The sequence below is a fragment of the Streptomyces sp. NPDC089915 genome (assembly GCF_040684675.1).
GTDB lineage: Bacteria > Actinomycetota > Actinomycetes > Streptomycetales > Streptomycetaceae > Streptomyces.
Map to the genome: position 1 here is coordinate 51,349 of NZ_JBFBGN010000003.1, position 21,675 is coordinate 73,023.

Below are 21,675 nucleotides of genomic sequence, written 5' to 3' on the forward strand. Positions count from 1 at the left end.
ATGGACGGCGTGCGCCTAGCCTGACGGCATGCGGATGATCGTCCGGGGCGCCCGGCTGCTGCACGAGCACGGTCTCCACGACGTGGAGGTCTCCGAGGACGGGCGCATCGCGCGCGTCCTCCCGTACGACGACCAGAAGGAGCCGCCCGCGACGGGTGTGCTCATCGAGGCCCACGGCGGGCTGCTCAGCGCCCCCTTCGTCGAGCCCCACATCCACCTGGACACCGCCCTGACCGCGGGGCAGCCCCGGCCGAACGCCTCCGGCACCCTGTGGGAGGGCATCGCCTGCTGGAGCGAGCGCAAGCGGACCCTGACCCGCGAGGACGTGATCACGCGGGCCATCGAGGTGCTGCGCTGGCAGGCGGCCCAGGGCGTCCTCCACGTCCGCACGCACTGCGACGTCACCGACCCCACGCTCACGGCCCTCGACGCCCTGCTGGAGGTCCGCGACCGGGTCCGGGACGTGATGACGCTCCAGATCACGGCCTTCCCGCAGGAGGGGATCGTCTCCTTCCCCGACGGGGAGGCGCTGCTGCGCGAGGCCGTGGCGCGCGGCGCGGACGTCGTCGGCGCCATCCCGCACTTCGAGGACACCCGCGAGGACGGGATCGCCTCCCTGCGGACCGCCTTTGCGCTGGCCGAGGAGCACGGGCTGCGGGTCGACGCCCACTGCGACGAGATCGACGACGAGCAGTCCCGCTTCGTGGAGGTGCTCGCCACCCTCGCGCTGCGCACGGGGCTGCGCGAGCGGGCGACCGCTTCCCACACGACGGCCATGGGCTCCTACAACGGCGCCTACAGCCTCAAACTCCAGCGGCTCCTGTCGCGTTCGGGCATCAACCTGGTCTCCAACCCCTTCGCCAACCTCAACCTCCAGGGCCGCTTCGACGCCTATCCCAAGCGGCGCGGCCTCACCCAGGTCAAGGAGATGCTGGCCGCCGGGGTCAACGTGGCCTTCGGCCACGACGACGTGATGGACCCCTGGAATGCGCTCGGCACCGCCAACCCCCTCCAGACCGCCCTCGTCGGCCTGTACGCGGCCCAGCTCACTGGGGCCGAGGAGATCCCGCTCGCCTTCTCGATGGTGACGGAGCGCGCCGCCCGCGTGCTCGGTCTGGGCGCGGACGAGTACGGGGTGACGGAGGGAGCCCCGGCGTCCTTCGTCCTCCTCCCGGCGCCGACCCCGGAGGAGGCGGTGCGCCGCCAGGTCCGCCCCCGGTACGTGGTCGCGCACGGCACCGTCATCGCCGAGACCCCGCCCGCACCGACCCGGCTGTGGTGGCCGGGACAACAGGGGCCGTCGGACGTGGACTTCACCCCGCCCCTCTAAGGTGCGGGACATGACGTGGACCCTGCACAACCTTGACTCCGGTACCGCCCGCCGCGCCTTCGAGATCGCCTCGGAGTACGCGGACCCCGCCCTGCTCAACCACTCCGTCCGCTCGTACGCCTTCGGCGCCGAGTACGCGCGGGCGCACGGCCTCTCCTACGACGCCGAGCTCTTCTACGTCAGCGCCCTGCTCCACGACCTGGGCCTCACCGCGCCGTTCGACAGCCACACCCTGCCCTTCGAGGAGGCCGGCGGCCATGTGGCGCGGATCTTCACGGCGGGCCTGGGCTGGGACCCGGCGCGCCGGGCCCGGGCGGAAGAGGTGATCGTCCTGCACATGCGCGACGACGTCACCGCCGAGGAGGACGTCGAGAGCCACCTCCTCCAGGTGGGCACGAGCGCGGACGTCTCGGGCCTGCGCGTCCCCGACTTCGACCCGGCCTTCCGCACCACCCTCCTGACCGCCTACCCCCGCCTCGGCTTCGGCCCCGCCTTCCTCTCCCTCGTCGAGGACCAGGCGTCCCGCAAGCCCGCCTGCGCGGCGGCCGCATACGTCGCGGGCGGCGCGGCGAAGCGCATCGCGGCCAACCCCCTGGACGCCTGACGCGGCCACGGCCGCCGCTCCGGGAGGGGGCGGGGCGGTCGGGTACGTTGCGGGGGTGGTGCGGACGTCGTCCGCATCCTTGTTCGTGGACAACAGGGGGTTCGTTCCATGCAGAAGGCCGTGTCCCGCGACGGGACCGTCATCGCCTACGACCGCACCGGCCGGGGCCCCGCCCTGGTGATCGTCGGCGGCGCCTTCCAGGTGCGCGAGCACCCGAGCTGGGTCAGGCTCGCCGACCTCCTCGGCGAGCACTACACCGTCGTGCGGTACGACCGCCGGGGGCGCGGCGACAGCGGCGACACCGCCCCGTACGACGTGGCGCGCGAGGTCGAGGACCTCGCCGCCGTCATGGCCGAACTGGAAGGCCCCGTCCGGGTGATGGGCATGTCCTCCGGCGCCGTCCTCGCCCTGGAGGCCGCGGCCCGCGGCCTGCCCATCATGGAACTGGCCCTGTACGAGCCCCCGTTCGTCGTCGAGGACAGCCGCCCGCCGCTCCCCGTCGACTACATCGAGCGGCTGGACGCCCTGCTGGCCGGGGGCCGCCGCGAGGAGGCCGTCACCTACATGCTCACCACCGCCGTCAACGTTCCGGCCGAGTACGTCGAGGCCATGCGCCGGGCACCGCTGTGGGAGCACTTCACGGCCGTGGCCCACACCCTCGCCTACGACGCCCGCGTGGTCGGCGACACCATGGAGGGCCGCCCGCTGCCGGCGGACCGCTGGGCGTCTGTCGGCATCCCCGTCGTCGCCATCGGCGGCGGGGCGAGCGACACCTGGCTCCAGGCCGGCGCCCGGGCCCTCGCCGACCTGCTGCCCACCGTCACCCACCGCACGCTGGCAGGCCAGACCCACGACGTGGACCCGGCCGCCCTCGCCCCCGCGCTCGCGGAGTTCTTCGGCCGGGCTCAGGCCCGCTGACCGGCGGGCTCCGCCCGCCCCCGGCGTACGCGTCCCACGGGCAGTAGTTCGGCGGTGACCAGGCCGGCGACGGTCGCCAGGATCACCACCGGTGTCATCGACGGGCTGCCGATCAGCAGCAGGGCCATCACCGCGCTGCTGACCGGCAGCCGCAGCACGCTGGCACCCGCCGCGGCCAGTCCCGCCGCCACGGCCGGCACCACGCCCAGGCCCGGCAGCGGTGAGGCCAGCACCCCGGCCGCGGCCCCCAGGAACAGGGCCGGGAAGATCGGGCCGCCGCGCAGGGCGCCCAGGCACAGTGCGTACGCCGCCGTCTTGCACAGCAGGACGGCCACCAGCACCCCGACGCCCCAGGCGTGCGGGTTCCCGACGAGCGAGGTCATCAGGGCCTGCCCGGAGGAGGCCACCTCCTCCGGGGAGCGCCCCGTGACCAGGGCGTAGACCGCCGCGCACACACCGGCGCCGAGCGCGCACAGCGCCGTACGGGTGACGGTCCGCGTGGTGACGAACGCCGCCACGGCCTGCCCCGCGCCCATCGTCAGCCGCAGCACCACCGCCACGGCCACCGCCAGCAGCAGCCCCCAGCCCACGTCCGCCGCGTCCAGCCGGGGGACCGCGTCCGGGATCCTGACGGTCAGGCCGCCGGTCTTCAGCCCGGTCCACCGCCCGAACCCGGTGAACACCAGCGCCCCCACCCCGCTGGACAGCAGCGCGGGCAGCATGACGGCGACCAGCTGCGGCCCGCCCACGCCCACCACCTCGATCAGCAGCACCGCCGCGATCAGCGGGCTCCCGAAGATCGCCGCGATGGCGGCGGCCGCCCCCGCCACCCCCATCAGCACGCTGGCCTGCGGAGTCCCCGGCCCGCGCGCCAGGTCCCGCAGCAGCAGCGCGAGCCCGCCGCCCAGCGCGATCAGCGGCGCCTCGGGACCCAGCACCGCACCCAGCGGCAGGCTCGCGGCAGCGGCCAGCACCACCCCGGGCAGTGCCTTGGTCGACGCTCCGCCCACGGCCAGCCCGGCCGCCGGAACGTGCCCGCCCGCGCCGGGCAGCCGGGCCGCCACCCAGCCCACGACGGCCCCCGCGACCAGCAGCAGCGGAAGCGGCCACCACCACGGCGGCGCGTCCCAGCCCAGCCCGTGCGGCAGGCTCACCCACAGCAGGTGCTCCAGCTCGTGCAGCCCGGCCAGGAACCAGAAGCACACGAGCGACACCGGGATGCCGACGAGCGCGCACAGCGCCAGTGTCTTGCGGTACGCGGGCGTCTTCAGCAGTCCCCGCAGCAGTTCTGCCTCCGCCGGCGGCGTCGCCGTCATGGCCCGCTCCTTTCGGGCTGCCGGGACAGCCCGGTCTGGACCGCGCCCAGGAGCACCTTGGCGACGAGTCCCACCACGATCAGATCGGCCACCATCTGCACGGTGGTCAGCGCCCGCGCGGCCCCGTCGGCCGGCGCGATGTCCCCGAAGCCCACGGTCGCGAACACCGTCACCGCGAAGTACAGGGCGTCGGTCCGGCTCAGGGGCTCCGAGAAGGACGCGGGACGGTCACGCGACAGCAGGAAGTACGTCGACGCGAACAGCACGAGGAACAACGGCACCGCCGTCGCCATCGCCTCCAGGACCCGCAGCCGCGGATGGACCGAGCGGGCGATCGCGCCGACCTGCCACAGCACCAGGCACCCGAAGAGCACCAGCCCCCCGGCCAGCGCCACGACGGCGACGGCCCCGAAGCCGTAGTCGAGCGGAGCCAGGTAGTACAGCCAGGTGATCAGCGCCGTCGCCCCGCAGGCCCGCAGCACGTGCCCGAGCACCAGCCGGCGCGAGGAGCAGCCGTACCCCATGCCCGCTCCTCCTCACCGACGGCCGACCCCCCTCCGGGCATTGCAGCACCCCCGACCCCCACCCGCACCTCACGCGCGGCCACCCCGGTCACACGGCCCCGCGGGGGAACGCACAACAGCAAAGGGCCTGATCCACTGATGTGGATCAGGCCCTTCGCTGTCAAACACTGTCGGGGTGGCGGGATTTGAACCCACGACCTCTTCGTCCCGAACGAAGCGCGCTGCCAAGCTGCGCTACACCCCGATCGTCACCCTCGGCGTTTCCGCCTGGCGACATCGATTACTTTAGCGGACCCGGCGCCGGAGACGAAATCCGGTTTTCACAGGGGGCCGGCGGCGGTCCCCCGGCCGGCCCTAGGCCTTCGGGGCCAGGGTCAGGAGGGTGGCCTCCGGGGGGCAGGCGAAGCGGACCGGGGTGAAGCGGTTGGTGCCGCAGCCGGCCGAGACGTGCAGGTAGGAGCGCTCGTCCCCGGCCTCGTACGTGGACAGGCCCTTCACGCGCTTCGTGTCGAGGTCGCAGTTGGTGACGAGGGCCCCGTAGAAGGGGACGCAGAGCTGTCCGCCGTGCGTGTGCCCGGCGAGGATCAGCGGGTAGCGGTCGGCGGTGAAGGACTCCAGCACCCGCAGGTACGGGGCGTGCACGACGGCGATCGACAGGTCGGCGTCCGCCTCCGGGCCGCCCGCGACCCGCTCGTAGCGGTCGCGCTTGATGTGCGGGTCGTCCAGGCCGGTGAACGCCAGCTCCATGCCGTTCAGCTTCAGCCGCCCCCGGGTGTTGGTCAGGTTCAGCCAGCCCGCCGCGTCGAAGGCGTCCCGCATCCCCTCCCACGGGTTGTGGACGGCGCCGACGACCGGCTTGTTGCCGTTGAGGCCGTGCCGGCCCTGGGCCTTCTCGATCAGGTAGCGCCCGGGGTTGCGCAGCCGCGGCCCGTAGTAGTCGTTCGAGCCGAAGACGTACACGCCGGGGAACTCCATCAGCGGGCCGAGCGCGTCGAGGAGCTCCGGCACGCCCTCGGTGTCGGAGAGGTTGTCGCCGGTGTTCACGACGAAGTCGGGGCGCAGCCCGGCCAGGGACTGGAGCCAGGCGCGCTTCTTGCGCTGCCCGCCGACCATGTGGATGTCCGACACCTGGAGCACGCGCAGCGGACGGGCCCCGGCGGGGAGCACGGGTACGGTGACCCGGCGCAGCCGGAAGGAGCGGGCCTCGAATCCGGCGGCATAGGCCACTCCCGCGGCCCCCACCGCAGCGATTCCGGCGGTGACCTTCAGGGGTACTCCGTAACGCGCGCGCATGGCCCCATGGTCGCAGACGCGGAAAACCGATGGGCGCCACAGGCCCCGTACCTGGCAGACTCAAGGGCATGACCACGCTCAAGGCCAAGCTCCAGGAAGACCTCACCACCGCCATCAAGGCGCGCGACGAACTCGCCTCGTCCACGCTGCGCCTGACCCTCGCCGCCGTCACCAAGGAGGAGGTCGCGGGCAAGGAGGCGCGCGTGCTCTCCGACGACGAGGTCCTCAAGGTGATCGCGAAGGAGGCGAAGAAGCGCCGCGAGGCCGCGGAGGCCTTCGCCCAGGGCGGCCGCGACGAGCAGGCCGCGCGCGAGACGGCGGAGGGCGAGTTCCTCGACGCCTACCTGCCCAAGCAGCTCGGCGACGACGAGCTCGACGCGATCGTCGCGCAGGCCGTCGAGGAGGCCAGGGCCGCGGGTGCCGAGGGGCCGCGGGCCATGGGCGCCGTCATGAAGATCGTGAACCCGAAGGTGGCGGGTCTGGCGGAGGGCGGCCGCGTCGCCGCCGCCGTGAAGAAGCGCCTGTCGTAAGCGGAAGCGGACGCGGAACGCGGACGCAGAACGGGGGAGGCCCCGGCCGGATCATCCGGCCGGGGCCTCCCCCGTTCTGCTGCGGCACCTACTGGGTCTCGTTGCCGCCGATCAGGCCCGGGTCCGCGGGGAGCCCGGGGATCGGGTTGGTCGGCGGGTTGGCCGGGGTGTCGCCCGCGCCGCCGGCGGCGGTGCCGGGGCGGTTGTCGCCCGGCTTGCCGTCACCGCCGGGCTTGCCGGGCTTCCCGGGCTTGCGCGGTGTGGTCGGCTGGTTCGGGGTGTTGCCCCGGCCGCCCCCGCCGTTGTTCCCGTTCCCGTTCCCGTTTCCGTTCCCGTTCCCGGCGCCGCCGCCCGGGACCGAGGGGTCGGCGATGTGGACGTTCGCGAAGGCCGGGGCCTCGCGTCCGGACAGCGCGCCCGAGACCGCGTCCTTCCAGATCGGTCCGGGCAGGCCGCCGCCGAAGACCTTCGGGTAGTACTGCCCGCCGATGGTGATGTCCTCCATCGTGATCTTCTTCGCGCCGCCCGAGCCGACCCACACCGCGCCGGACATGTTCGGCGTGTAGCCGACGAACCAGGCGTTGTAGCGGCCGTCGGTGGTACCGGTCTTGCCCGCGTTGTCGCGGTCGGTCAGGCCGGCCTTCTCACCGGTGCCGGAGTCGACCACTCCGCGCAGCAGGGTGTTGATCGTGTCGGCGGTGTCCTGGGACATCGCCCGGTCGCACTTGCTCTTCGGCACCGCGAGCGCCTTGCCGTGGGCGTCGGTGATCGACTCCAGGGCGATCGGGGTGCAGTACACGCCCCGGTTGGCGAAGGTGGCGTAGGCGTTGGCCATCGTCAGCGGGGACATCTCGGCGGAGCCCAGCGCGATGGACGGCTCCTCGGGCAGCTTCACGCCGCTGGCCGGGACCACGCCGAGCTTCTGCGTCATCTCCGTCACCGGGCAGAGGCCGATGTCGGAGATCATCTGCACGAAGTAGGTGTTGATGGACTTCTCCATCGCCGTCTTCAGCGCGTACGGGCCGACCTCGTCCGCCGTCTCGTTCTCGGCGGTCTGCATCTTCCCGCCGGCCAGCGGCAGGTTCTGCCAGGGCGGCGAGCCCTCGCAGCGGGACACCGGGCTCGGGTACTCCATCTTGTTCGGCGCCGAGTAGACCTTCGTCGGCTCCATGCCCTTCTCTATGGCCGCGGCCGCGATGAAGGGCTTGAAGGTGGAGCCGACCTGGAAGCCGAAGTTGGAGCCGCCCATCCGCTTGTCGACGGAGTAGTTGATCTGCGTCTCGTTCTTGCCGAAGCCGTACGGCTTCGACTGGCCCATGGCCAGGACGCGGCCGGTGCCCGGCTGGACCATGGTCACGGCCGTGGCGATCGAGTCGTCCTGGTTGACGTGGTCCCGGATCGAGTTGTTCGCGGCGTCCTGCGACTGCGGGTCCAGGGTGGTGCGGATCGTCAGGCCGCCCTGGTTCCAGATCTTCGCCCGCTCCTCGCGGGTCTTGCCGAAGACCGTGTCCGACAGGAAGGTGTTGCGCACGTAGTCGCAGAAGAAGCCCGCGCCCTTGACCGCGGTGATGCAGCCGTTCTTCGGGCGGGTCACCTTCAGGGTGACCGGCAGCTTCTTCGCCTCGTCCGCCTCCGCCTGCGAGATGTCCTTCACGTCGGCCATCCGCTGGAGGACGACGTTGCGGCGCTTCATCGCCTCCTGGGAGTCGTTCACCGGGTCGAACCGGCTCGGCGACTGGACGACGCCGGCCAGCAGCGCCGACTCGTCCAGGGTCAGGTCCTTGGCGGGCTTGCTGAAGTAGCGCTGCGCCGCGGACTCGATCCCGTAGGCCGCCTGCCCGAAGTAGGTGATGTTGAGGTAGTTCTCGAGGATCTTCTTCTTCCCGAGCTCCTCCTCGACCTGGATCGAGTACTTCAGCTCGCGGATCTTGCGGCCCAGGCTCTTCTGCTGCGCCTCGGCGACCTTGGCCGGGTCGTCGCCGGCCTCCTCGACGAAGACGTTCTTCACGTACTGCTGCGTCAGCGTGGAGGCGCCCTGTGCGGCGCCGCCCTCCTGCGCGTTGCGGTTGACCGCGCGCAGGATGCCCTTGAGGTCGACGGCTCCGTGTTCGTAGAAACGGGAGTCCTCGATCGCGACGATCGCCTTCTGCATGTACGGCGAGATGGCCGTGAGCGGGACCACCTGCCGGTCCCGCGAATAGACCGTGGCGATCAGGCCACCCTCGGCGTCCAGAATGGTGGTCCGCTGGCTCAGCGGAGGCGTCTTGAGATTGGCCGGGATCTCATCGAAGCCCTCGACGGTGCCCTTGGCGGCGAGACCCAGCGCACCGGCGCCCGGGATCGCCACGCCGGCGAGAACGACTCCGGAGAGAACCGACAAACCGAGGAACCTGGTGGCCTGCTGCGGCCCCGTGAGCCCTGCGCCCGAGCGCTTCTTTCCCATAGAGGGCAGCCTACGTTCTCATTCACCGGACACGCGCGAATGCCTTGGCCTAAGCTGTCCCCAACTGTCACAGCAGTGTGGTGCGACATCAACCCTTCGGCTTGATTTTCACCCTCCCCGAATGGGGTGGACGCATGTCCGAATCTCGCCCTTCGCTCTGACGGCCGCTCACCGGCGCTTCCCTGATTTCACCCGAATCGCCGGAATGGCCGGGCATGTCGCCGGATCACTCCGTCGGGTGATCTGCCGCTTACCCATAGTCCGTTCGGACCATTCAAGATTGGGCCCGTCGGGGGTGTTGCACCGTCCCCGCCTTCCGTAACGTCCTCAACTGGCAGCGGTGAATATGCCGCTACCGCCGTGGGGGAGCCTCGATTCGGGAGAGGACGGCACCGGGATGGGCTGGGTAACCGACTGGAGTGCGCAGGCAGCCTGCCGCACTACCGATCCGGATGAACTGTTCGTTCAAGGAGCGGCACAGAACAGGGCCAAGGCGGTGTGCACCGGATGCCCGGTGCGGACCGAGTGCCTGGCCGACGCGCTCGACAATCGTGTCGAGTTCGGAGTGTGGGGCGGAATGACCGAGCGGGAACGCCGCGCCTTGTTGCGCAGGCGTCCCACCGTCACCTCGTGGCGACGGCTGCTCGAAACCGCTCGCACGGAGTACGAGCGCAGTACCGGCATCCTCACCGTGGATGTCGGCGCGGAGATCGACGTGGCGTACGAGACCTACGCGGCAGCCGGGTAACCACCCGGGAGCCGCGCCGGCCCCTCGTACGTACGGTCAAGCTCCGGCCGGAACCCCGGCCGCGAGTCGCTCTCCAATGGCCCGCAGCCCGGCGAGGTCGTGCACATCGCCGGGCAGGGCGGCCACTTCGGCCACGGCCACCTCCGGATGCAGCGAGGTGAAGCGGTCGCGCGTGCGCCGTTCCCGCGCGATCACCTGCATCCGCTCCGCGTGCAGGCGCAGCAGCCCCGCGGTGATCGCGTCAGCGTCACCGGGACTGCTCGTGCCCTCCGCGTCTCCTGCGTCCTGGGCGTTCTCCACGTCGCGCATGTCGTTCGTGTCGTCCACGTCACTCACGTCGTCCACGGCGGGGGAGCCGTCGTCGGCGGCGTCACGAAGTCCAGCCTTCCCGGACTCCTGATCGACAATGCCGCCTTCTTCAAGATTCTCTGCGGCCGCCAGGGCCCGCTCCGCCGACAGCTGCGGCGCGTCGCTCGCGTGCACCCGGTTCAGCACCAGGCCGGCCAGCGGCATCCTCTCCGCGGCCAGCCGCTCCACGAAGTACGCCGCCTCGCGCAGGGCGTCCGGCTCGGGCGCCGCGACCACCAGGAAGGCCGTGCCCGGCGCCTGGAGCAGGCGGAACGTGGCGTCCGCACGGGTGCGGAACCCGCCGAACATGGTGTCCATCGCCGCCACGAACGTCTGCACGTCCTTCAGCAGCGAGGCCCCCATCAGCTTGCTCAGCGTGCCCGTCATCATCGACATGCCGACGTTCAGGAACTTCATCCCCGCCCGCCCGCCGACCTTCGCCGGGGCCATCAGCACCCGGATGAACTTCCCGTCCAGGAAGGACCCGAGCCGCTTGGGCGCGTCGAGGAAGTCCAGCGCGGACCGGCTCGGCGGGGTGTCCACGACGATCAGGTCCCAGTCGTCCTTCGACCGCAGCTGGCCCAGCTTCTCCATCGCCATGTACTCCTGCGTGCCCGCGAAACCGGCCGACAGGGACTGGTAGAAGGGGTTCGCCAGGATCGCCCGCGCCCGCTCGCGGTCGGCGTGCGCCTCGACGATCTCGTCGAAGGTCCGCTTCATGTCCAGCATCATGGCGTGCAGTTCACCGCCGTCGCCGTCCACGCCCTCGACCCTGCGCGGGGTGTTGTCCAGCGAGTCGATTCCCATCGACTGGGCCAGCCGGCGCGCCGGGTCGATGGTCAGCACCACCGCCTTCCGTCCGCGCTCGGCCGCCCGTACGCCCAGCGCCGCGGCCGTCGTGGTCTTGCCGACCCCGCCCGCGCCGCAGCACACGATGATCCGGGTCTTCGGGTCGTCCAGCAGCGCGTCGACCGCCAGCCGCTGCGGCGTGTCCAGGCCCATGGTGTTCCCGCCCTCGCTCATACGGCGTCCGCCTGCTTGCGCAGCTCCGTCGCCAGCTCGTACAGCCCGGCCAGCTCCATCCCCGAGCCGAGCAGGGGGAGTTCGTACGTCGGCACGTCCAGCCCCGCCAGCACCGCCCGCTGCTCCCGCTCCAGCTCCACCCGGCTCGCGTGCTCGGCGGCCTGCGCCAGCAGCGGGTCGACCAGCCGCTCGGCCAGCCCGCCCCGCCGCGCCCCGCCGAGCCCGGCCCGGGACAGGGCCTTGGCGATCTCGGACCGGCGGCCCTCCGCGGCCGTGCGCAGGGTGTCCTCGTCCAGATGGTGCGGGCGGACCATGTTGACGATGACGCGCCCGAACGGAAGTCCGGCCGCGCGCAGTTCGTCGATCCCGTCGGAGGTCTCCTGGACGGGCATCTCCTCCAGCAGGGTCACCAGGTGCACGGCGGTGTCCGGGGACTTGAGCACCTTCATGACGGCCTGCGCCTGGTTGTGGATCGGCCCGAACCGGGCCAGCCCCGCCACCTCGTCGTTGACGTTCAGGAAGCGGGTGATCCGGCCGGTCGGCGGAGCGTCCATGACCACGTGGTCGTAGACGAACCGCCCGGCCTTGTCCTTGCGCCGCACCGCCTCGCACGCCTTGCCGGTCAGCAGGACGTCCCGCAGACCGGGCGCGATGGTCGTCGCGAAGTCGATGGCCCCGAGCTTCTTCAGGGCGCGCCCGGCCGACCCGAGCTTGTAGAACATCTGGAGGTAGTCCAGCAGCGCCCGCTCCGCGTCGATCGCGAGCGCGTACACCTCGCCGCCGCCCCCGCCGGGCGCGACCGCGATCTTCCGCTCCTCGTAGGGGAGCGCTTCCGTGCCGAATAGCTGTGCGATGCCCTGCCTGCCCTCGACCTCCACGAGTAGAGTCCGCCTGCCCTCGCGCGCGAGGGCCAGCGCGAGTGCGGCGGCGACCGTGGTCTTGCCGGTGCCGCCCTTGCCGCTGACCACCTGGAGCCTGCTCACAACCTCCGAGCCTAACCACTCCCGCTCAGGCGTTACGCTCGCCCCCATGACCAAGAAGTTCGAATACGCGACGGTCCCCCTGCTGGTCCACGCCACCAAGCAGATCCTGGACACCTGGGGCGAGGACGGCTGGGAGCTCGTCCAGGTCGTGCCCGGCCCGAACAACCCCGAGCAGCTCGTGGCCTACCTCAAGCGGGAGAAGGCATGAGCGGCGCCGTCGACGCCCGGCTCGCCGAGCTCGGCCTGACCCTCCCCGAGGTCGTCCCGCCGCTGGCCACGTACCAGCCGGCGGTGCGCTCGGGCGCGTACGTGTACACCGCGGGCCAGCTCCCGATGGTGCAGGGCAAGCTCCCGCTGACCGGCAAGGTCGGCGCGGAGGTCTCGCCGGAGCAGGCCAAGGAGCTGGCGGCGACGTGCGCGCTGAACGCGCTGGCCGCCGTGAAGTCCGTGGTCGGTGACCTCGACAAGATCGCCCGCGTCGTCAAGGTCGTCGGCTTCGTCGCCTCGGCCCCCGACTTCACGGGGCAGCCCGGCGTGCTGAACGGCGCGAGCGAGCTGCTGGGCGAGATCCTCGGCGAGAAGGGCGTGCACGCCCGCAGCGCGGTCGGCGTGGCGGTCCTGCCGCTGGACGCCCCCGTCGAGGTCGAGATCCAGGTGGAACTCACCCCGGACGCCTGACCGGACGCCGGCGGGGCTCTCTCCACAGCCCCGCCGGCGTTCGAGGCGCGGAGCCGGCTCCGCGCGGCGGGCCCCCGCCAGGAGGGGCCTCGAACATCGGGCCGGATGGTCGTAGCATCCGGCCATGCCGAATGGTCAGCACGGACAGCCCTCGCCCGAGCCCCCCGCCGGAGGCCAGTGGTACCCCCCGGAGTGGCCCGCCCGCATCCGCGCCCTCGCGGAAGGCGCGCTCACCCCGGCGGAGCCCAGGCGCGCCGCCACGGTGATGCTGCTCCGCGACACCCCCGCCGGCCCCGCCGTGCACATGCTGCGCCGCCGCGCCTCCATGGCGTTCGCCGGCGGCGCCTACGCCTACCCCGGCGGCGGGGTCGACCCCCGCGACGAGGACCACCGCATCGGCTGGGCCGGCCCGGACCAGGAGGCGTGGGCGGCCCGCCTCGGCACCGACGCCGCCACCGCCCAGGCCATCGTCTGCGGCGCGGTCCGCGAGACCTTCGAGGAGGCCGGCGTCCTCCTCGCCGGCGAGACCCCCGGCACCGTCGTCGGCGACACCACCGGGGACGACTGGGAGGCCGACCGGGAGGCCCTCGTCGGCCGCGAGCTGTCCTTCGCCGAGTTCCTCGACCGCCGCGGCCTGCTGCTGCGCTCCGACCTGCTCGGGGCGTGGGCCCGCTGGATCACCCCCGAGTTCGAGCCGCGCCGCTACGACACCTGGTTCTTCGTCGCCGCCCTCCCGGAGGGCCAGCGCACCCGCAACGCCTCCACCGAGGCCGACCGGACCGTGTGGATCCGCCCCCGGGACGCCGCCGACGGCTACGACGCGGGCGAGCTGCTGATGATGCCGCCCACCATCTCCACCCTGCGCTCCCTGGAGCCGTACCGGGCCGCCGCCGACGCCCTCGCGGCGGCCGGCGCCCAGGACCTCGCTCCGGTGCTGGCCGAGGCCGTGCTGGAGGACGGGGTGGTCGTGCTCAGCTGGCCGGGCCACGACGAGTTCACCAAGCGCGTCACCCTCGGAGGAGGCCCCGTATGACCGACGCAGCCGCCCTGCCCGGCCAGCCCCGCGGAACGGTCGTCTCCGGACCGGCCACCGCCCGTGCGGTCAACGTCCTGGCGCCCAACCCGTCGGCCATGACCCTGGACGGCACCAACACCTGGCTGGTCTCCGAGCCCGGCTCCGAACTCGCCGTCGTCATCGACCCGGGCCCCCTCGACGAGGCGCACCTGCGGGCCGTCATCGCCACCGCCGAGCAGGCCGGCAAGCGCGTCGCGCTCACCCTCCTCACCCACGGCCACCCCGACCACGCCGAGGGCGCCGGCCGCTTCGCCGAGCTGACCGGCACCAAGGTGCGCGCACTGGACCCCGCGCTGCGCCTGGGCGACGAGGGCCTGGCCGCCGGGGACGTGATCCGCACCGGCGGCCTGGAGCTGCGGGTCGTGCCCACCCCCGGGCACACCTCGGACTCCCTCTGCTTCCACCTGCCGGCCGACCGGGCCGTGCTCACCGGCGACACCATCCTCGGCCGCGGTACGACGGTCGTCGCGCACCCCGACGGCCGCCTGGGCGACTACCTGGACTCCCTGCGCCGCCTGCGCTCCCTCACCGTCGACGACGGGGTCCACACCGTGCTCCCGGGGCACGGGCCGGTCCTGGAGGACGCCCAGGGCGCCGTGGAGTACTACCTGGCCCACCGCGCCCACCGGCTCGCCCAGGTCGAGACGGCGGTCGAGGACGGCCTCCTCACCCCGGAGGCCGTCGTCGCGCACGTCTACGCGGACGTGGACCGCTCCCTGTGGCCCGCCGCCGAATGGTCCGTCCGGGCCCAGCTCGAGTACCTTCGCGATCACGGACTGATCCCGGGGGGACCTGAATGAACACGCTGTACGTCCTGATGGCGCTGCTCGCGGCCGCGGGATGGATCACCTCGACGGTGACCCTGCGGATGCGCGCCCTCCAGGACCGCGCGGACCGGCTGGAGCGGCGGCTGGGCCTGGTCCTGGACCACCTGGGCATCGAGGAGCCGGAGCCGGCCGGGATGGACGCGGTACGGGCGCTGATGCGCGAGGGCCGGACCGTCTCGGCGATCAAGGCCTACCGCGAGACCACCGGCGCGGGCCTGGCGGAGGCCAAGAAGGCCGTCGAGTCCCTCGACCTCAAGGTCTAGCCCTCAGCCCTCAGCCCTCAGGGCTCACCCCTCAGCCCTCAGGGCTCCGGCCTCAGGCCTCCGGGCGCGGGGCCTTCGTGCCGTGCCGCGCCGTGTACTCGGCGGCCAGCCAGGGCCCGAGGTCGTCCAGGTAGCTGCGCGCCACGTCCGGGTCCCCGACCGGGGCCAGGGCCACGGCGGCCGCCTCCCGCAGCTGCGCCGCCCGCTCGGGGTGGTAGCGGCCGAAGACCTCGGCGGACTCGGTGAGGTCGCTCGTCCAGCCGCCCCACTCGGGCATGACCAGCGTGAAGGCGGTCCGCACCAGGTGCCGGGAGAAGAACCGGTTCATCCGGCGGAACTCGGCGGGCTCCGAGGCGGCCTCGAACCGGGCCCGCCACCGGGGCAGCAGGGCGGCCAGGTCGCCGTTGGTCTCGCGGGCGAGCTGGCCGTCGGGACGGTACCGGGGGAGGTGCTCGGCCAGATCGGCGCCGAGCAGCGGGGTGCACAGGCACGCCAGGAACCAGCCCAGGTCGTACCGTTCCCCCTCGCTCAGCAGCCGGTCCTTGCCGTACAGCAGGATCCCGACGCCGTCGATCGCCGGGAAGTCCTGGTCGAGCCCGCGGCCCAGCACCTCGGCCGTGTCCCGGTCCTCGTCGGCGGGCTCCCGGTGCAGGGCGATCAGCAGGTCGAGGTCGGAGATTCCGGGCCGGGCGGTGCCGCGCGGCACCGAGCCGTACAGGTAGGCGCTGTGCAGCCGGCCCCCGTACGCCTCCACGAGCCGCCCGCGCGCGGCGGCGACGAGGTCCGCGAACGCGGGCTGGATCCGCCCGAGGGAACCCTCCCGCTCGATGTACCCGTCCGCGTCCAGCCCTCTGCGCTCCATGGGCCCCACTCTGCACGCCGGACCCCCCTGGCCCCACGCATTTACCGCCGGCGCCGCGCACGCGGAGGGGCCCCGTCCGACAGCCGGACGGGGCCCCTCCGTAGAACTCCGCGCTACGTCAGCGCGAGCGCTTGGCGAGCCGCTCCACGTCCAGCAGGATCACGGCGCGGGCCTCCAGGCGCAGCCAGCCGCGGCCGGCGAAGTCGGCGAGGGCCTTGTTCACGGTCTCGCGCGAGGCGCCGACGAGCTGGGCCAGCTCCTCCTGCGTCAGGTCGTGGACGACGTGGATGCCCTCCTCCGACTGGACGCCGAAGCGGCGCGACAGGTCGAGGAGCGCACGGGCCACACGGCCCGGGACGTCGGAGAAGACCAGGTCGGACATCTGGTCGTTGGTCTTGCGCAGGCGCCGGGCGACGGCGCGCAGCAGCGCGGTCGCGACCTCGGGCCGGGCGTTCAGCCAGGGCTGGAGGTCGCTGTGGCCCAGGCCCAGGAGCTTGACCTCGGTCAGGGCGGTGGCGGTGGCGGTGCGCGGGCCCGGGTCGAAGAGCGACAGCTCGCCGATCAGCTCGCCGGGGCCGAGGACGGCCAGCATGTTCTCGCGGCCGTCGGGGGAGGTGCGGTGCAGCTTCACCTTGCCCTCGGTCACGACGTACAGCCGGTCACCGGGGTCGCCCTCGTGGAACAGGGCGTCACCGCGTGCGAGGGTCACCTCGCCCATGGAGGCGCGGAGCTCCGCGGCCTGCTCGTCATCGAGCGCCGCGAAGAGCGGGGCGCGCCGCAGAACGTCGTCCACGAGTCTCTCTCCTATGTCGACCGGCCAGTGGGGACCGTTCCCCATTTTGCCGGACGGCTCAAACAGTGCGATCAATCACAAGGATGCCGGACGGACGGGCGTGCTGTGCGGCGAGAGGCCGATCGGGGTGGTGTTACCTGAGGTCCGGGCGGGGTGTCAGGCCCCGGCCTTAGGCTGGCCGGGTGTCCAATATGCCGGTGAGAGCACAGGCCAAGGGGTCCGCGGGAGTGACGGCGGCCCAGAATTCAGCCGTGGGCGAACAGGCCCCCGCGGCGACGTCCGAAAAGGCCCGACCTGCCCCCCAGGGCAAAGCTTCGGCCAAGAAAACGCGGGCGGTGACGAAGGCCGGTGCCGCCGGGGCCGCGGGAGCCGCGAAGGCCGTGAAACCCGCCAAGGCGCCCGCGGCGCCGAAGCCCGAGTCCCGCCTGGCCATGATCCGCCGGGCCCGCCGCATCAACCGCGAGCTCGCCGAGGTGTACCCGTACGCCCACCCGGAGCTGGACTTCCGCAACCCCTTCGAGCTGCTGGTCGCCACCGTGCTCTCCGCGCAGACCACCGACCTGCGCGTGAACCAGACGACCCCGGCCCTCTTCGCCGCCTACCCCACCCCCGAGGACATGGCGGCGGCCGTGCCGGAGGAGCTGGAGGAGATCATTCGGCCGACCGGGTTCTTCCGGGCCAAGGCGAAGTCCCTCATGGGCCTCTCGCAGGCGCTGCGCGACGATTTCGGCGGTGAGGTGCCGGGCCGGATAGAGGACCTGGTCAAGCTGCCGGGAGTGGGCCGCAAGACGGCGAACGTCGTCCTCGGCAACGTCTTCGGGGTCCCCGGGATCACCGTCGACACCCACTTCGGACGGCTGGTGCGCCGGTTCAAGTGGACCGAGCAGGAGGACCCGGAGAAGGTCGAGGCGGAGATCTGCGCGATCTTCCCGAAGAGCGAGTGGACGATGCTCTCGCACCGCGTCGTCTTCCACGGCCGCCGGATCTGCCACGCCCGCAAGCCCGCCTGCGGCGCCTGCCCCATCGCCCCGCTCTGCCCGGCCTACGGGGAGGGCGAGACCGACCCGGAGAAGGCGAAGAAGCTGCTGAAGTACGAGAAGGGCGGCCAGCCGGGCCAGCGGCTCTCCCCGCCCCCGGACTACCCGGGCCTCCCGGCCGCGCCCCTGGGGGCCCGTACGGAGCCCTGAGCGGGGCACGGGTGCCGCCCGGGGGAGCGCGGCCGCGCCGCCGCGCGCCCCCGGCGGAACGAATCGGTACCCGGGCCGCGTTCAGCGGACGGGGAGAACACGGACAGGGGTTGCCCATGACGAGCGGTACGCAGGACGACACGACGGCGGAGGCGGAGCGCCGGGCCGCCGGGCCGGCGCTCACGACCGCCGGCCTGCCCGGCTGGCTCGACCCCGTCGTCGAGGCGGCCCGGACGGTCCGGCCCCGCCAGCTCAGCCGCTTCCTGCCCCCCGAGGACGGCGGGGGCCGCCAGTCCGCCGTGCTGATCCTCTTCGGGGAGGGCCCGCGCGGCCCCGAGATCCTGCTCCAGGAGCGCGCCGGCACCCTCCGCTCGCACGCGGGCCAGCCCTCCTTCCCCGGCGGCGCCCTCGACCCGGAGGACGGCGACCCGCACACCACCGGCCCGCTGCGCGCCGCGCTGCGCGAGGCCGAGGAGGAGACCGGCCTGGATCGGGAGGGCGTGCAGCTCTTCGGCGTCCTGCCCCGGCTCTACATCCCGGTCAGCGAGTTCGTCGTGACCCCGGTCCTCGGCTGGTGGCGCGCGCCCTCGCCGGTCGGCCCCGTGGACCCGGCGGAGACGGCCCGGGTCTTCACGGTGCCCGTGGCGGATCTCACGGACCCCGCCCACCGGGTCACCGTGGTCCACCCGAGGGGCCATCAGGGGCCCGCTTTCACCGTGGAATCGGCTCTGGTCTGGGGTTTCACCGCCGGCGTCATCGACCGGATCCTGCACTACGCCGGATGGGAGCGCCCGTGGGACCGCTCACGTCAGGTCCCGCTCGACTGGCACGCATGAGACGGTGACCCTCGTGAACGTGCTGGACATCCTGTTGCTGCTCGCGGCCGTGTGGTTCGCGATCGTCGGCTACCGCCAGGGCTTCGTCGTCGGCATCCTGTCGGTGATCGGGTTCCTGGGCGGTGGTCTCATCGCCGTGTCCCTGCTGCCGCTGATCTGGGACCGGGTGACGGACAACGGCACCCAGGTGTCCACCACGGTCGTGGTGATCGCCGTCGTGGTCATCATCATCTGCGCCTCGATCGGGCAGGCGCTGACCACGCATCTGGGCAACCGCCTCAGACGCCACATCACCTGGTCGCCGGCGCGCGCGCTCGACGCGACCGGCGGCGCGCTGGTCAACGTCGTCGCGATGCTGCTGGTGGCCTGGCTGATCGGCTCCGCCCTGGCCGGGACCTCGCTGCCCACGCTGGGCAAGGAGGTCCGCAACTCCAAGGTGCTGCTGGGCGTGTCGCGGGTGCTGCCCGCCCAGGCCAACACCTGGTTCTCGGACTTCAGCTCCACCCTCGCCCGCAACGGCCTCCCGCAGGTCTTCAGCCCCTTCTCGAACGAGCCCATCACCGAGGTGAAGCCGCCCGACCCGGCGCTCGCCGGCAGCGTGGTGGCCCAGCAGGCCAGGCTCTCCATCGTGAAGGTCGTCGGCACGGCGCCCAGCTGCAGCAAGGTCCTGGAGGGCACCGGCTTCGTCTTCGCCCCCGGCAAGGTGATGACCAACGCCCATGTCGTCGGCGGGGTGGTCGAGCCGACCGTGCAGGTCGGCGGCGAGGGCAAGCTCTACGACGGCAAGGTCGTGCTCTACGACTGGGAGCGCGACATCGCCGTCCTCGACGTGCCGAAGCTGCGCGCCCCGGCCCTGGAGTTCACCGAGAAGGACGCGACGAGCAGCAGCGACGCGATCGTCGCCGGCTTCCCGGAGAACGGCGGCTACGACGTCCGCGCGGCGCGCGTCCGCGGCCGGATCAACGCCAACGGCCCGGACATCTACCACCGGGGCACCGTCCGCCGCGACGTCTACTCGCTCTACGCGACCGTCCGCCAGGGCAACTCCGGCGGCCCGCTGCTCACGCCGGAGGGCCGGGTGTACGGGGTCGTCTTCGCGAAGTCGCTGGACGACCCGAACACCGGGTACGCCCTGACGGCGGACGAGATCCGGGACGACATCCGGATCGGCAGGATCGCCGACCGGCGGGTCGACACCCAGGGCTGCGCCCTCTGACCCCGGGCCGCCTCCTCCCGTCCCGGGTCCGGCCCGGGGCAGGAGGGAGCGGCGCGCCGCTACACCCGTGGATGGCGCAGGCGCGCCGACACCCAGCGGGCGCGGCGGCGCAGGATGCGCGGAATCCCGAGCCGGGGGTCGTGGCCTTCCCGGCCGGCCCCCCTGTCGTGCGTACCCGGCACCGTGGCCGAGCGGCGTTCGCGTGCGGTGTCACCGTGGTCGTGCGTCCAGCCCATACAACGAGCTGTGCCCGGCCTCCAAGGTCGGTAACCCCGTCCGGGGCGGCCAATTGGCCTATGCGCCGGGCAATTGAAAGACCGTAAGACCGTCGTACGGATAAACTGCGGGCCCGTCAGGAACCGGTCACCGGCCCGTCAGGTATTGGCCAAAGCCCCGTCAGGGGCGGTCAGGCTCCGGGTCCTTGAGCCAGTTCACCAGCTCGGCGGAGAAGGCGGCCGGGTCCTCCTCGTGGGGGAAGTGCCCCAGGCCGTCGAAGAGCCGCCAGCGGTAGGGGGCCTCGACGTACTCCCCGGATCCGGCGGCGCTGCGGGTGCGCATCACCGGGTCCAGCGAGCCGTGCAGGTGCAGCGTCGGCACCCGTACGGGCCGCTTCATCCGGCGGTAGAACTGGAGCCCGTCCGGGCGGGCCATCGACCGCATCATCCAGCGGTAGGGCTCGATCGAGCAGTGCGCGGTGGACGGGATGCACATCGCCCGCCGGTACACGCCGAGCGCCTCCTCGTCCGCGCCGTCCTCCTGGAGCCGGGGCCCGGACCATTCGCGGATCAGCTCTCCCACGAGGGCCCCGTCGTCGGCGACCAGCTGCCGCTCGGGGACGAACGGCCGCTGGAAGCCCCAGATGTGGGAGCTCGCCCGGGTCTGGCCGAGGTCGCCCAGCATGGCCGAGCGCCAGCGGCGCGGGTGCGGCATGGAGGAGACGACCAGCCGGCGCACCAGCTTGGGCCGCATCACGGCGGCCGTCCAGGCGAGGTAGCCGCCGAGGTCGTGCCCGACGAGGGCGGCGTCGGGCTCGCCGAGGGACCGGATGACCCCGGTGATGTCCAGCGCGAGGTTCGCGGGGTCGTAGCCGCGCGGGGTGCGGTCGCTGCCGCCCACCCCGCGCAGGTCCATCGCCACCGCGCGGTACCCGGCGTCCGCGAGGGCGGTCAGCTGGTGCCGCCAGGTCCACCAGAACTGCGGGAAGCCGTGCAGCAGGAGGACCAGCGGCCCGTCGCCGAGCTCCGCGACATGGAACCGGGCGCCGTTGGCGGCGACGTCCCGGTGGGTCACCGCCCTGCCGTCCGGCAGGGCGATCCGTACCGCCGTGGCGGCGGTGGGCGGAGTGCTGGAGTCCGGCGAGGGGGCTGTCATGAGGACGAGCGTCCCACACCCACGGCCTGGTCACTGAACGGCCGGGGATGCGGCTTGACGGTTCCCACCAGCGCCGCCGTCTGCTTGACGGAGTCCATCGTCTTCACCGGCGGCTTGATCTTCTTGAACTTCGCCACCGCCAGCAGCCCGATCAGGCCCGCCAGCAGCCAGAACGCGCCGCCGACGATGAGGAAGGACCAGGCGAGCCCGAGACCGAGGTTGTGGATGCCGTAGGCCGCGGCGAAACTCAGTACGGGGAGGGAGAAGAGCACGAGCACGCCGGCCGCGATCGCGGCGCCGCTGCCGATGCCCGCGCGCTTGACGTCCTGCTTGATCTCCACCTTGGCGAGCGCGATCTCGTCGTGCACCAGGGCGGACATCTCGGCGGTGGCCGCGGCGACGAGCTGGCCCAGGGTCCGCTCGGCCCCCGGAGCCCCTTGGTCCACTGCGCTCATCTCTGTCTCCCTCTGTCGTCGTCTGCCGGCGGCTGTCCTCCGTCGTCAGTCA

Annotated in this window: 23 protein-coding genes and 1 tRNA gene; 13 read left to right on the forward strand and 11 right to left on the reverse strand. The window is 72.7% G+C overall.

Annotation, left to right across the window (positions count from 1 at the left end):
- Window positions 1-28 precede the first annotated feature (28 nt).
- The 3 genes from codA (at window position 29) to AB0O29_RS01920 (ending at window position 2,852) form a co-directional block, all read left to right on the forward strand.
- Entirely contained in the window at window positions 29-1,330 is a 1,302-nt protein-coding gene (gene codA / locus AB0O29_RS01910; protein ID WP_365144522.1) for a cytosine deaminase, read from the forward strand.
- A gap of 10 nt (window positions 1,331-1,340) precedes the next feature.
- A complete protein-coding gene (locus tag AB0O29_RS01915) occupies window positions 1,341-1,934 on the forward strand; it encodes an HD domain-containing protein (protein WP_365144525.1) in 594 nt (197 codons plus the stop codon).
- A gap of 108 nt (window positions 1,935-2,042) precedes the next feature.
- Entirely contained in the window at window positions 2,043-2,852 is an 810-nt protein-coding gene (locus AB0O29_RS01920; protein WP_365144528.1) for an alpha/beta hydrolase, read from the forward strand.
- Here the strand turns inward: AB0O29_RS01920 and AB0O29_RS01925 are convergent.
- The 4 genes from AB0O29_RS01925 to AB0O29_RS01940 all read right to left on the reverse strand — a co-directional run bounded on the left by AB0O29_RS01925 (window position 2,840) and on the right by AB0O29_RS01940 (window position 5,985).
- Window positions 2,840-4,168, reverse strand: coding sequence for a chloride channel protein (locus AB0O29_RS01925; protein WP_365144531.1), 1,329 nt, complete (start codon window positions 4,166-4,168; stop codon window positions 2,840-2,842). The two genes, AB0O29_RS01920 and AB0O29_RS01925, sit on opposite strands and share 13 nt — an antisense overlap.
- Window positions 4,165-4,692 carry a potassium channel family protein gene (locus AB0O29_RS01930; protein ID WP_365144533.1) on the reverse strand — a complete coding sequence of 176 codons (528 nt, stop codon included), beginning with the start codon at window positions 4,690-4,692 and terminating at the stop codon, window positions 4,165-4,167. Before AB0O29_RS01930 ends, AB0O29_RS01925 begins: the two co-directional genes overlap by 4 nt.
- A gap of 170 nt (window positions 4,693-4,862) precedes the next feature.
- A tRNA-Pro gene (locus AB0O29_RS01935) sits at window positions 4,863-4,936 on the reverse strand.
- A gap of 110 nt (window positions 4,937-5,046) precedes the next feature.
- Complete coding sequence (locus tag AB0O29_RS01940; protein WP_365144536.1) at window positions 5,047-5,985, reverse strand: metallophosphoesterase; 939 nt, start codon at window positions 5,983-5,985, stop codon at window positions 5,047-5,049.
- A 68-nt stretch (window positions 5,986-6,053) separates the two neighbouring features.
- Here AB0O29_RS01940 and AB0O29_RS01945 point away from each other — a divergent pair, with 68 nt between their 5' ends.
- Entirely contained in the window at window positions 6,054-6,515 is a 462-nt protein-coding gene (locus AB0O29_RS01945; RefSeq protein ID WP_365144539.1) for a GatB/YqeY domain-containing protein, read from the forward strand.
- 88 nt (window positions 6,516-6,603) lie between these two features.
- On the opposite strand, the gene AB0O29_RS01950 is transcribed toward AB0O29_RS01945, so the two are convergent.
- Window positions 6,604-8,958, reverse strand: coding sequence for a transglycosylase domain-containing protein (locus AB0O29_RS01950; RefSeq protein WP_365144542.1), 2,355 nt, complete (start codon window positions 8,956-8,958; stop codon window positions 6,604-6,606).
- A gap of 397 nt (window positions 8,959-9,355) precedes the next feature.
- Between AB0O29_RS01950 and AB0O29_RS01955 the strand changes: the two genes are divergently transcribed.
- Window positions 9,356-9,706, forward strand: coding sequence for a WhiB family transcriptional regulator (locus AB0O29_RS01955; RefSeq protein WP_052713450.1), 351 nt, complete (start codon window positions 9,356-9,358; stop codon window positions 9,704-9,706).
- A gap of 36 nt (window positions 9,707-9,742) precedes the next feature.
- On the opposite strand, the gene AB0O29_RS01960 is transcribed toward AB0O29_RS01955, so the two are convergent.
- Both AB0O29_RS01960 and AB0O29_RS01965 read right to left on the reverse strand, forming a co-directional pair.
- Complete coding sequence (locus tag AB0O29_RS01960) at window positions 9,743-11,077, reverse strand: ArsA family ATPase (RefSeq protein WP_365144546.1); 1,335 nt, start codon at window positions 11,075-11,077, stop codon at window positions 9,743-9,745.
- Entirely contained in the window at window positions 11,074-12,060 is a 987-nt protein-coding gene (locus AB0O29_RS01965) for an ArsA-related P-loop ATPase (RefSeq protein WP_365144549.1), read from the reverse strand. The genes AB0O29_RS01960 and AB0O29_RS01965 overlap by 4 nt, the downstream gene beginning before the upstream one ends.
- A 46-nt stretch (window positions 12,061-12,106) precedes the next feature.
- Between AB0O29_RS01965 and AB0O29_RS01970 the strand changes: the two genes are divergently transcribed.
- The 5 genes from AB0O29_RS01970 (at window position 12,107) to AB0O29_RS01990 (ending at window position 14,903) form a co-directional block, all read left to right on the forward strand.
- The gene (locus AB0O29_RS01970; protein ID WP_007264966.1) at window positions 12,107-12,268 is read left to right on the forward strand and encodes a DUF4177 domain-containing protein; all 162 of its coding nucleotides are present in this window, start codon (window positions 12,107-12,109) and stop codon (window positions 12,266-12,268) included.
- On the forward strand, window positions 12,265-12,738 hold the full coding sequence (locus AB0O29_RS01975) for a RidA family protein (protein WP_365144552.1): 474 nt from the start codon (window positions 12,265-12,267) through the stop codon (window positions 12,736-12,738). Before AB0O29_RS01970 ends, AB0O29_RS01975 begins: the two co-directional genes overlap by 4 nt.
- Before the next feature lie 124 nt (window positions 12,739-12,862).
- Window positions 12,863-13,771 (forward strand): NUDIX hydrolase, encoded by a 909-nt coding sequence (locus AB0O29_RS01980; protein WP_365144555.1) that lies wholly within the window; start codon window positions 12,863-12,865, stop codon window positions 13,769-13,771.
- Window positions 13,768-14,613, forward strand: a complete 846-nt coding sequence (locus AB0O29_RS01985) for an MBL fold metallo-hydrolase (RefSeq protein ID WP_344169459.1) — start codon at window positions 13,768-13,770, stop codon at window positions 14,611-14,613. Before AB0O29_RS01980 ends, AB0O29_RS01985 begins: the two co-directional genes overlap by 4 nt.
- Window positions 14,610-14,903: a hypothetical protein gene (locus tag AB0O29_RS01990; protein WP_365144558.1), complete on the forward strand. Its 294-nt coding sequence runs from the start codon at window positions 14,610-14,612 to the stop codon at window positions 14,901-14,903. Before AB0O29_RS01985 ends, AB0O29_RS01990 begins: the two co-directional genes overlap by 4 nt.
- Window positions 14,904-14,955: 52 nt before the next feature.
- Here AB0O29_RS01990 and AB0O29_RS01995 read toward each other — a convergent pair whose 3' ends face one another.
- Together AB0O29_RS01995 and AB0O29_RS02000 are read right to left on the reverse strand one after the other, a co-directional pair.
- The gene (locus AB0O29_RS01995; protein ID WP_365144561.1) at window positions 14,956-15,765 is read right to left on the reverse strand and encodes a nucleotidyltransferase domain-containing protein; all 810 of its coding nucleotides are present in this window, start codon (window positions 15,763-15,765) and stop codon (window positions 14,956-14,958) included.
- A 118-nt stretch (window positions 15,766-15,883) separates the two neighbouring features.
- Window positions 15,884-16,558: a Crp/Fnr family transcriptional regulator gene (locus tag AB0O29_RS02000; protein ID WP_042811540.1), complete on the reverse strand. Its 675-nt coding sequence runs from the start codon at window positions 16,556-16,558 to the stop codon at window positions 15,884-15,886.
- Between the two features lie 182 nt (window positions 16,559-16,740).
- On the opposite strand from AB0O29_RS02000, the gene nth reads away from it, so the two are divergent.
- The 3 genes from nth (at window position 16,741) to AB0O29_RS02015 (ending at window position 19,797) form a co-directional block, all read left to right on the forward strand.
- Complete coding sequence (gene nth / locus AB0O29_RS02005; protein ID WP_365144565.1) at window positions 16,741-17,745, forward strand: endonuclease III; 1,005 nt, start codon at window positions 16,741-16,743, stop codon at window positions 17,743-17,745.
- A 116-nt stretch (window positions 17,746-17,861) separates the two neighbouring features.
- Entirely contained in the window at window positions 17,862-18,581 is a 720-nt protein-coding gene (locus tag AB0O29_RS02010) for a CoA pyrophosphatase (RefSeq protein WP_365144568.1), read from the forward strand.
- Between the two features lie 13 nt (window positions 18,582-18,594).
- Window positions 18,595-19,797 (forward strand): MarP family serine protease, encoded by a 1,203-nt coding sequence (locus AB0O29_RS02015; RefSeq protein ID WP_365144738.1) that lies wholly within the window; start codon window positions 18,595-18,597, stop codon window positions 19,795-19,797.
- Window positions 19,798-20,193: 396 nt separating this feature from the next.
- Here the strand turns inward: AB0O29_RS02015 and AB0O29_RS02020 are convergent, their stop codons facing one another.
- Both AB0O29_RS02020 and AB0O29_RS02025 read right to left on the reverse strand, forming a co-directional pair.
- Window positions 20,194-21,168: an alpha/beta hydrolase gene (locus AB0O29_RS02020; protein ID WP_365144571.1), complete on the reverse strand. Its 975-nt coding sequence runs from the start codon at window positions 21,166-21,168 to the stop codon at window positions 20,194-20,196.
- A complete protein-coding gene (locus AB0O29_RS02025) occupies window positions 21,165-21,623 on the reverse strand; it encodes a phage holin family protein (RefSeq protein ID WP_365144574.1) in 459 nt (152 codons plus the stop codon). The genes AB0O29_RS02020 and AB0O29_RS02025 overlap by 4 nt, the downstream gene beginning before the upstream one ends.
- Window positions 21,624-21,675 lie beyond the last annotated feature (52 nt).

Excerpts from the sequence above, each read along its gene's own strand:
- codA (WP_365144522.1), top strand. The coding sequence starts at position 29 with ATGCGGATGATCGTCCGGGGCGCCCGGCTGCTGCACGAGCACGGTCTC.
- AB0O29_RS01915 (WP_365144525.1), top strand. The coding sequence starts at position 1,341 with ATGACGTGGACCCTGCACAACCTTGACTCCGGTACCGCCCGCCGCGCC.
- AB0O29_RS01920 (WP_365144528.1), top strand. The coding sequence starts at position 2,043 with ATGCAGAAGGCCGTGTCCCGCGACGGGACCGTCATCGCCTACGACCGC.
- AB0O29_RS01925 (WP_365144531.1), bottom strand. The coding sequence starts at position 4,168 with ATGACGGCGACGCCGCCGGCGGAGGCAGAACTGCTGCGGGGACTGCTG.
- AB0O29_RS01930 (WP_365144533.1), bottom strand. The coding sequence starts at position 4,692 with ATGGGGTACGGCTGCTCCTCGCGCCGGCTGGTGCTCGGGCACGTGCTG.
- AB0O29_RS01940 (WP_365144536.1), bottom strand. The coding sequence starts at position 5,985 with ATGCGCGCGCGTTACGGAGTACCCCTGAAGGTCACCGCCGGAATCGCT.
- AB0O29_RS01945 (WP_365144539.1), top strand. The coding sequence starts at position 6,054 with ATGACCACGCTCAAGGCCAAGCTCCAGGAAGACCTCACCACCGCCATC.
- AB0O29_RS01950 (WP_365144542.1), bottom strand. The coding sequence starts at position 8,958 with ATGGGAAAGAAGCGCTCGGGCGCAGGGCTCACGGGGCCGCAGCAGGCC.
- AB0O29_RS01955 (WP_052713450.1), top strand. The coding sequence starts at position 9,356 with ATGGGCTGGGTAACCGACTGGAGTGCGCAGGCAGCCTGCCGCACTACC.
- AB0O29_RS01960 (WP_365144546.1), bottom strand. The coding sequence starts at position 11,077 with ATGAGCGAGGGCGGGAACACCATGGGCCTGGACACGCCGCAGCGGCTG.
- AB0O29_RS01970 (WP_007264966.1), top strand. The coding sequence starts at position 12,107 with ATGACCAAGAAGTTCGAATACGCGACGGTCCCCCTGCTGGTCCACGCC.
- AB0O29_RS01975 (WP_365144552.1), top strand. The coding sequence starts at position 12,265 with ATGAGCGGCGCCGTCGACGCCCGGCTCGCCGAGCTCGGCCTGACCCTC.
- AB0O29_RS01980 (WP_365144555.1), top strand. The coding sequence starts at position 12,863 with ATGCCGAATGGTCAGCACGGACAGCCCTCGCCCGAGCCCCCCGCCGGA.
- AB0O29_RS01985 (WP_344169459.1), top strand. The coding sequence starts at position 13,768 with ATGACCGACGCAGCCGCCCTGCCCGGCCAGCCCCGCGGAACGGTCGTC.
- AB0O29_RS01990 (WP_365144558.1), top strand. The coding sequence starts at position 14,610 with ATGAACACGCTGTACGTCCTGATGGCGCTGCTCGCGGCCGCGGGATGG.
- AB0O29_RS01995 (WP_365144561.1), bottom strand. The coding sequence starts at position 15,765 with ATGGAGCGCAGAGGGCTGGACGCGGACGGGTACATCGAGCGGGAGGGT.
- AB0O29_RS02010 (WP_365144568.1), top strand. The coding sequence starts at position 17,862 with ATGACGAGCGGTACGCAGGACGACACGACGGCGGAGGCGGAGCGCCGG.
- AB0O29_RS02020 (WP_365144571.1), bottom strand. The coding sequence starts at position 21,168 with ATGACAGCCCCCTCGCCGGACTCCAGCACTCCGCCCACCGCCGCCACG.
- AB0O29_RS02025 (WP_365144574.1), bottom strand. The coding sequence starts at position 21,623 with ATGAGCGCAGTGGACCAAGGGGCTCCGGGGGCCGAGCGGACCCTGGGC.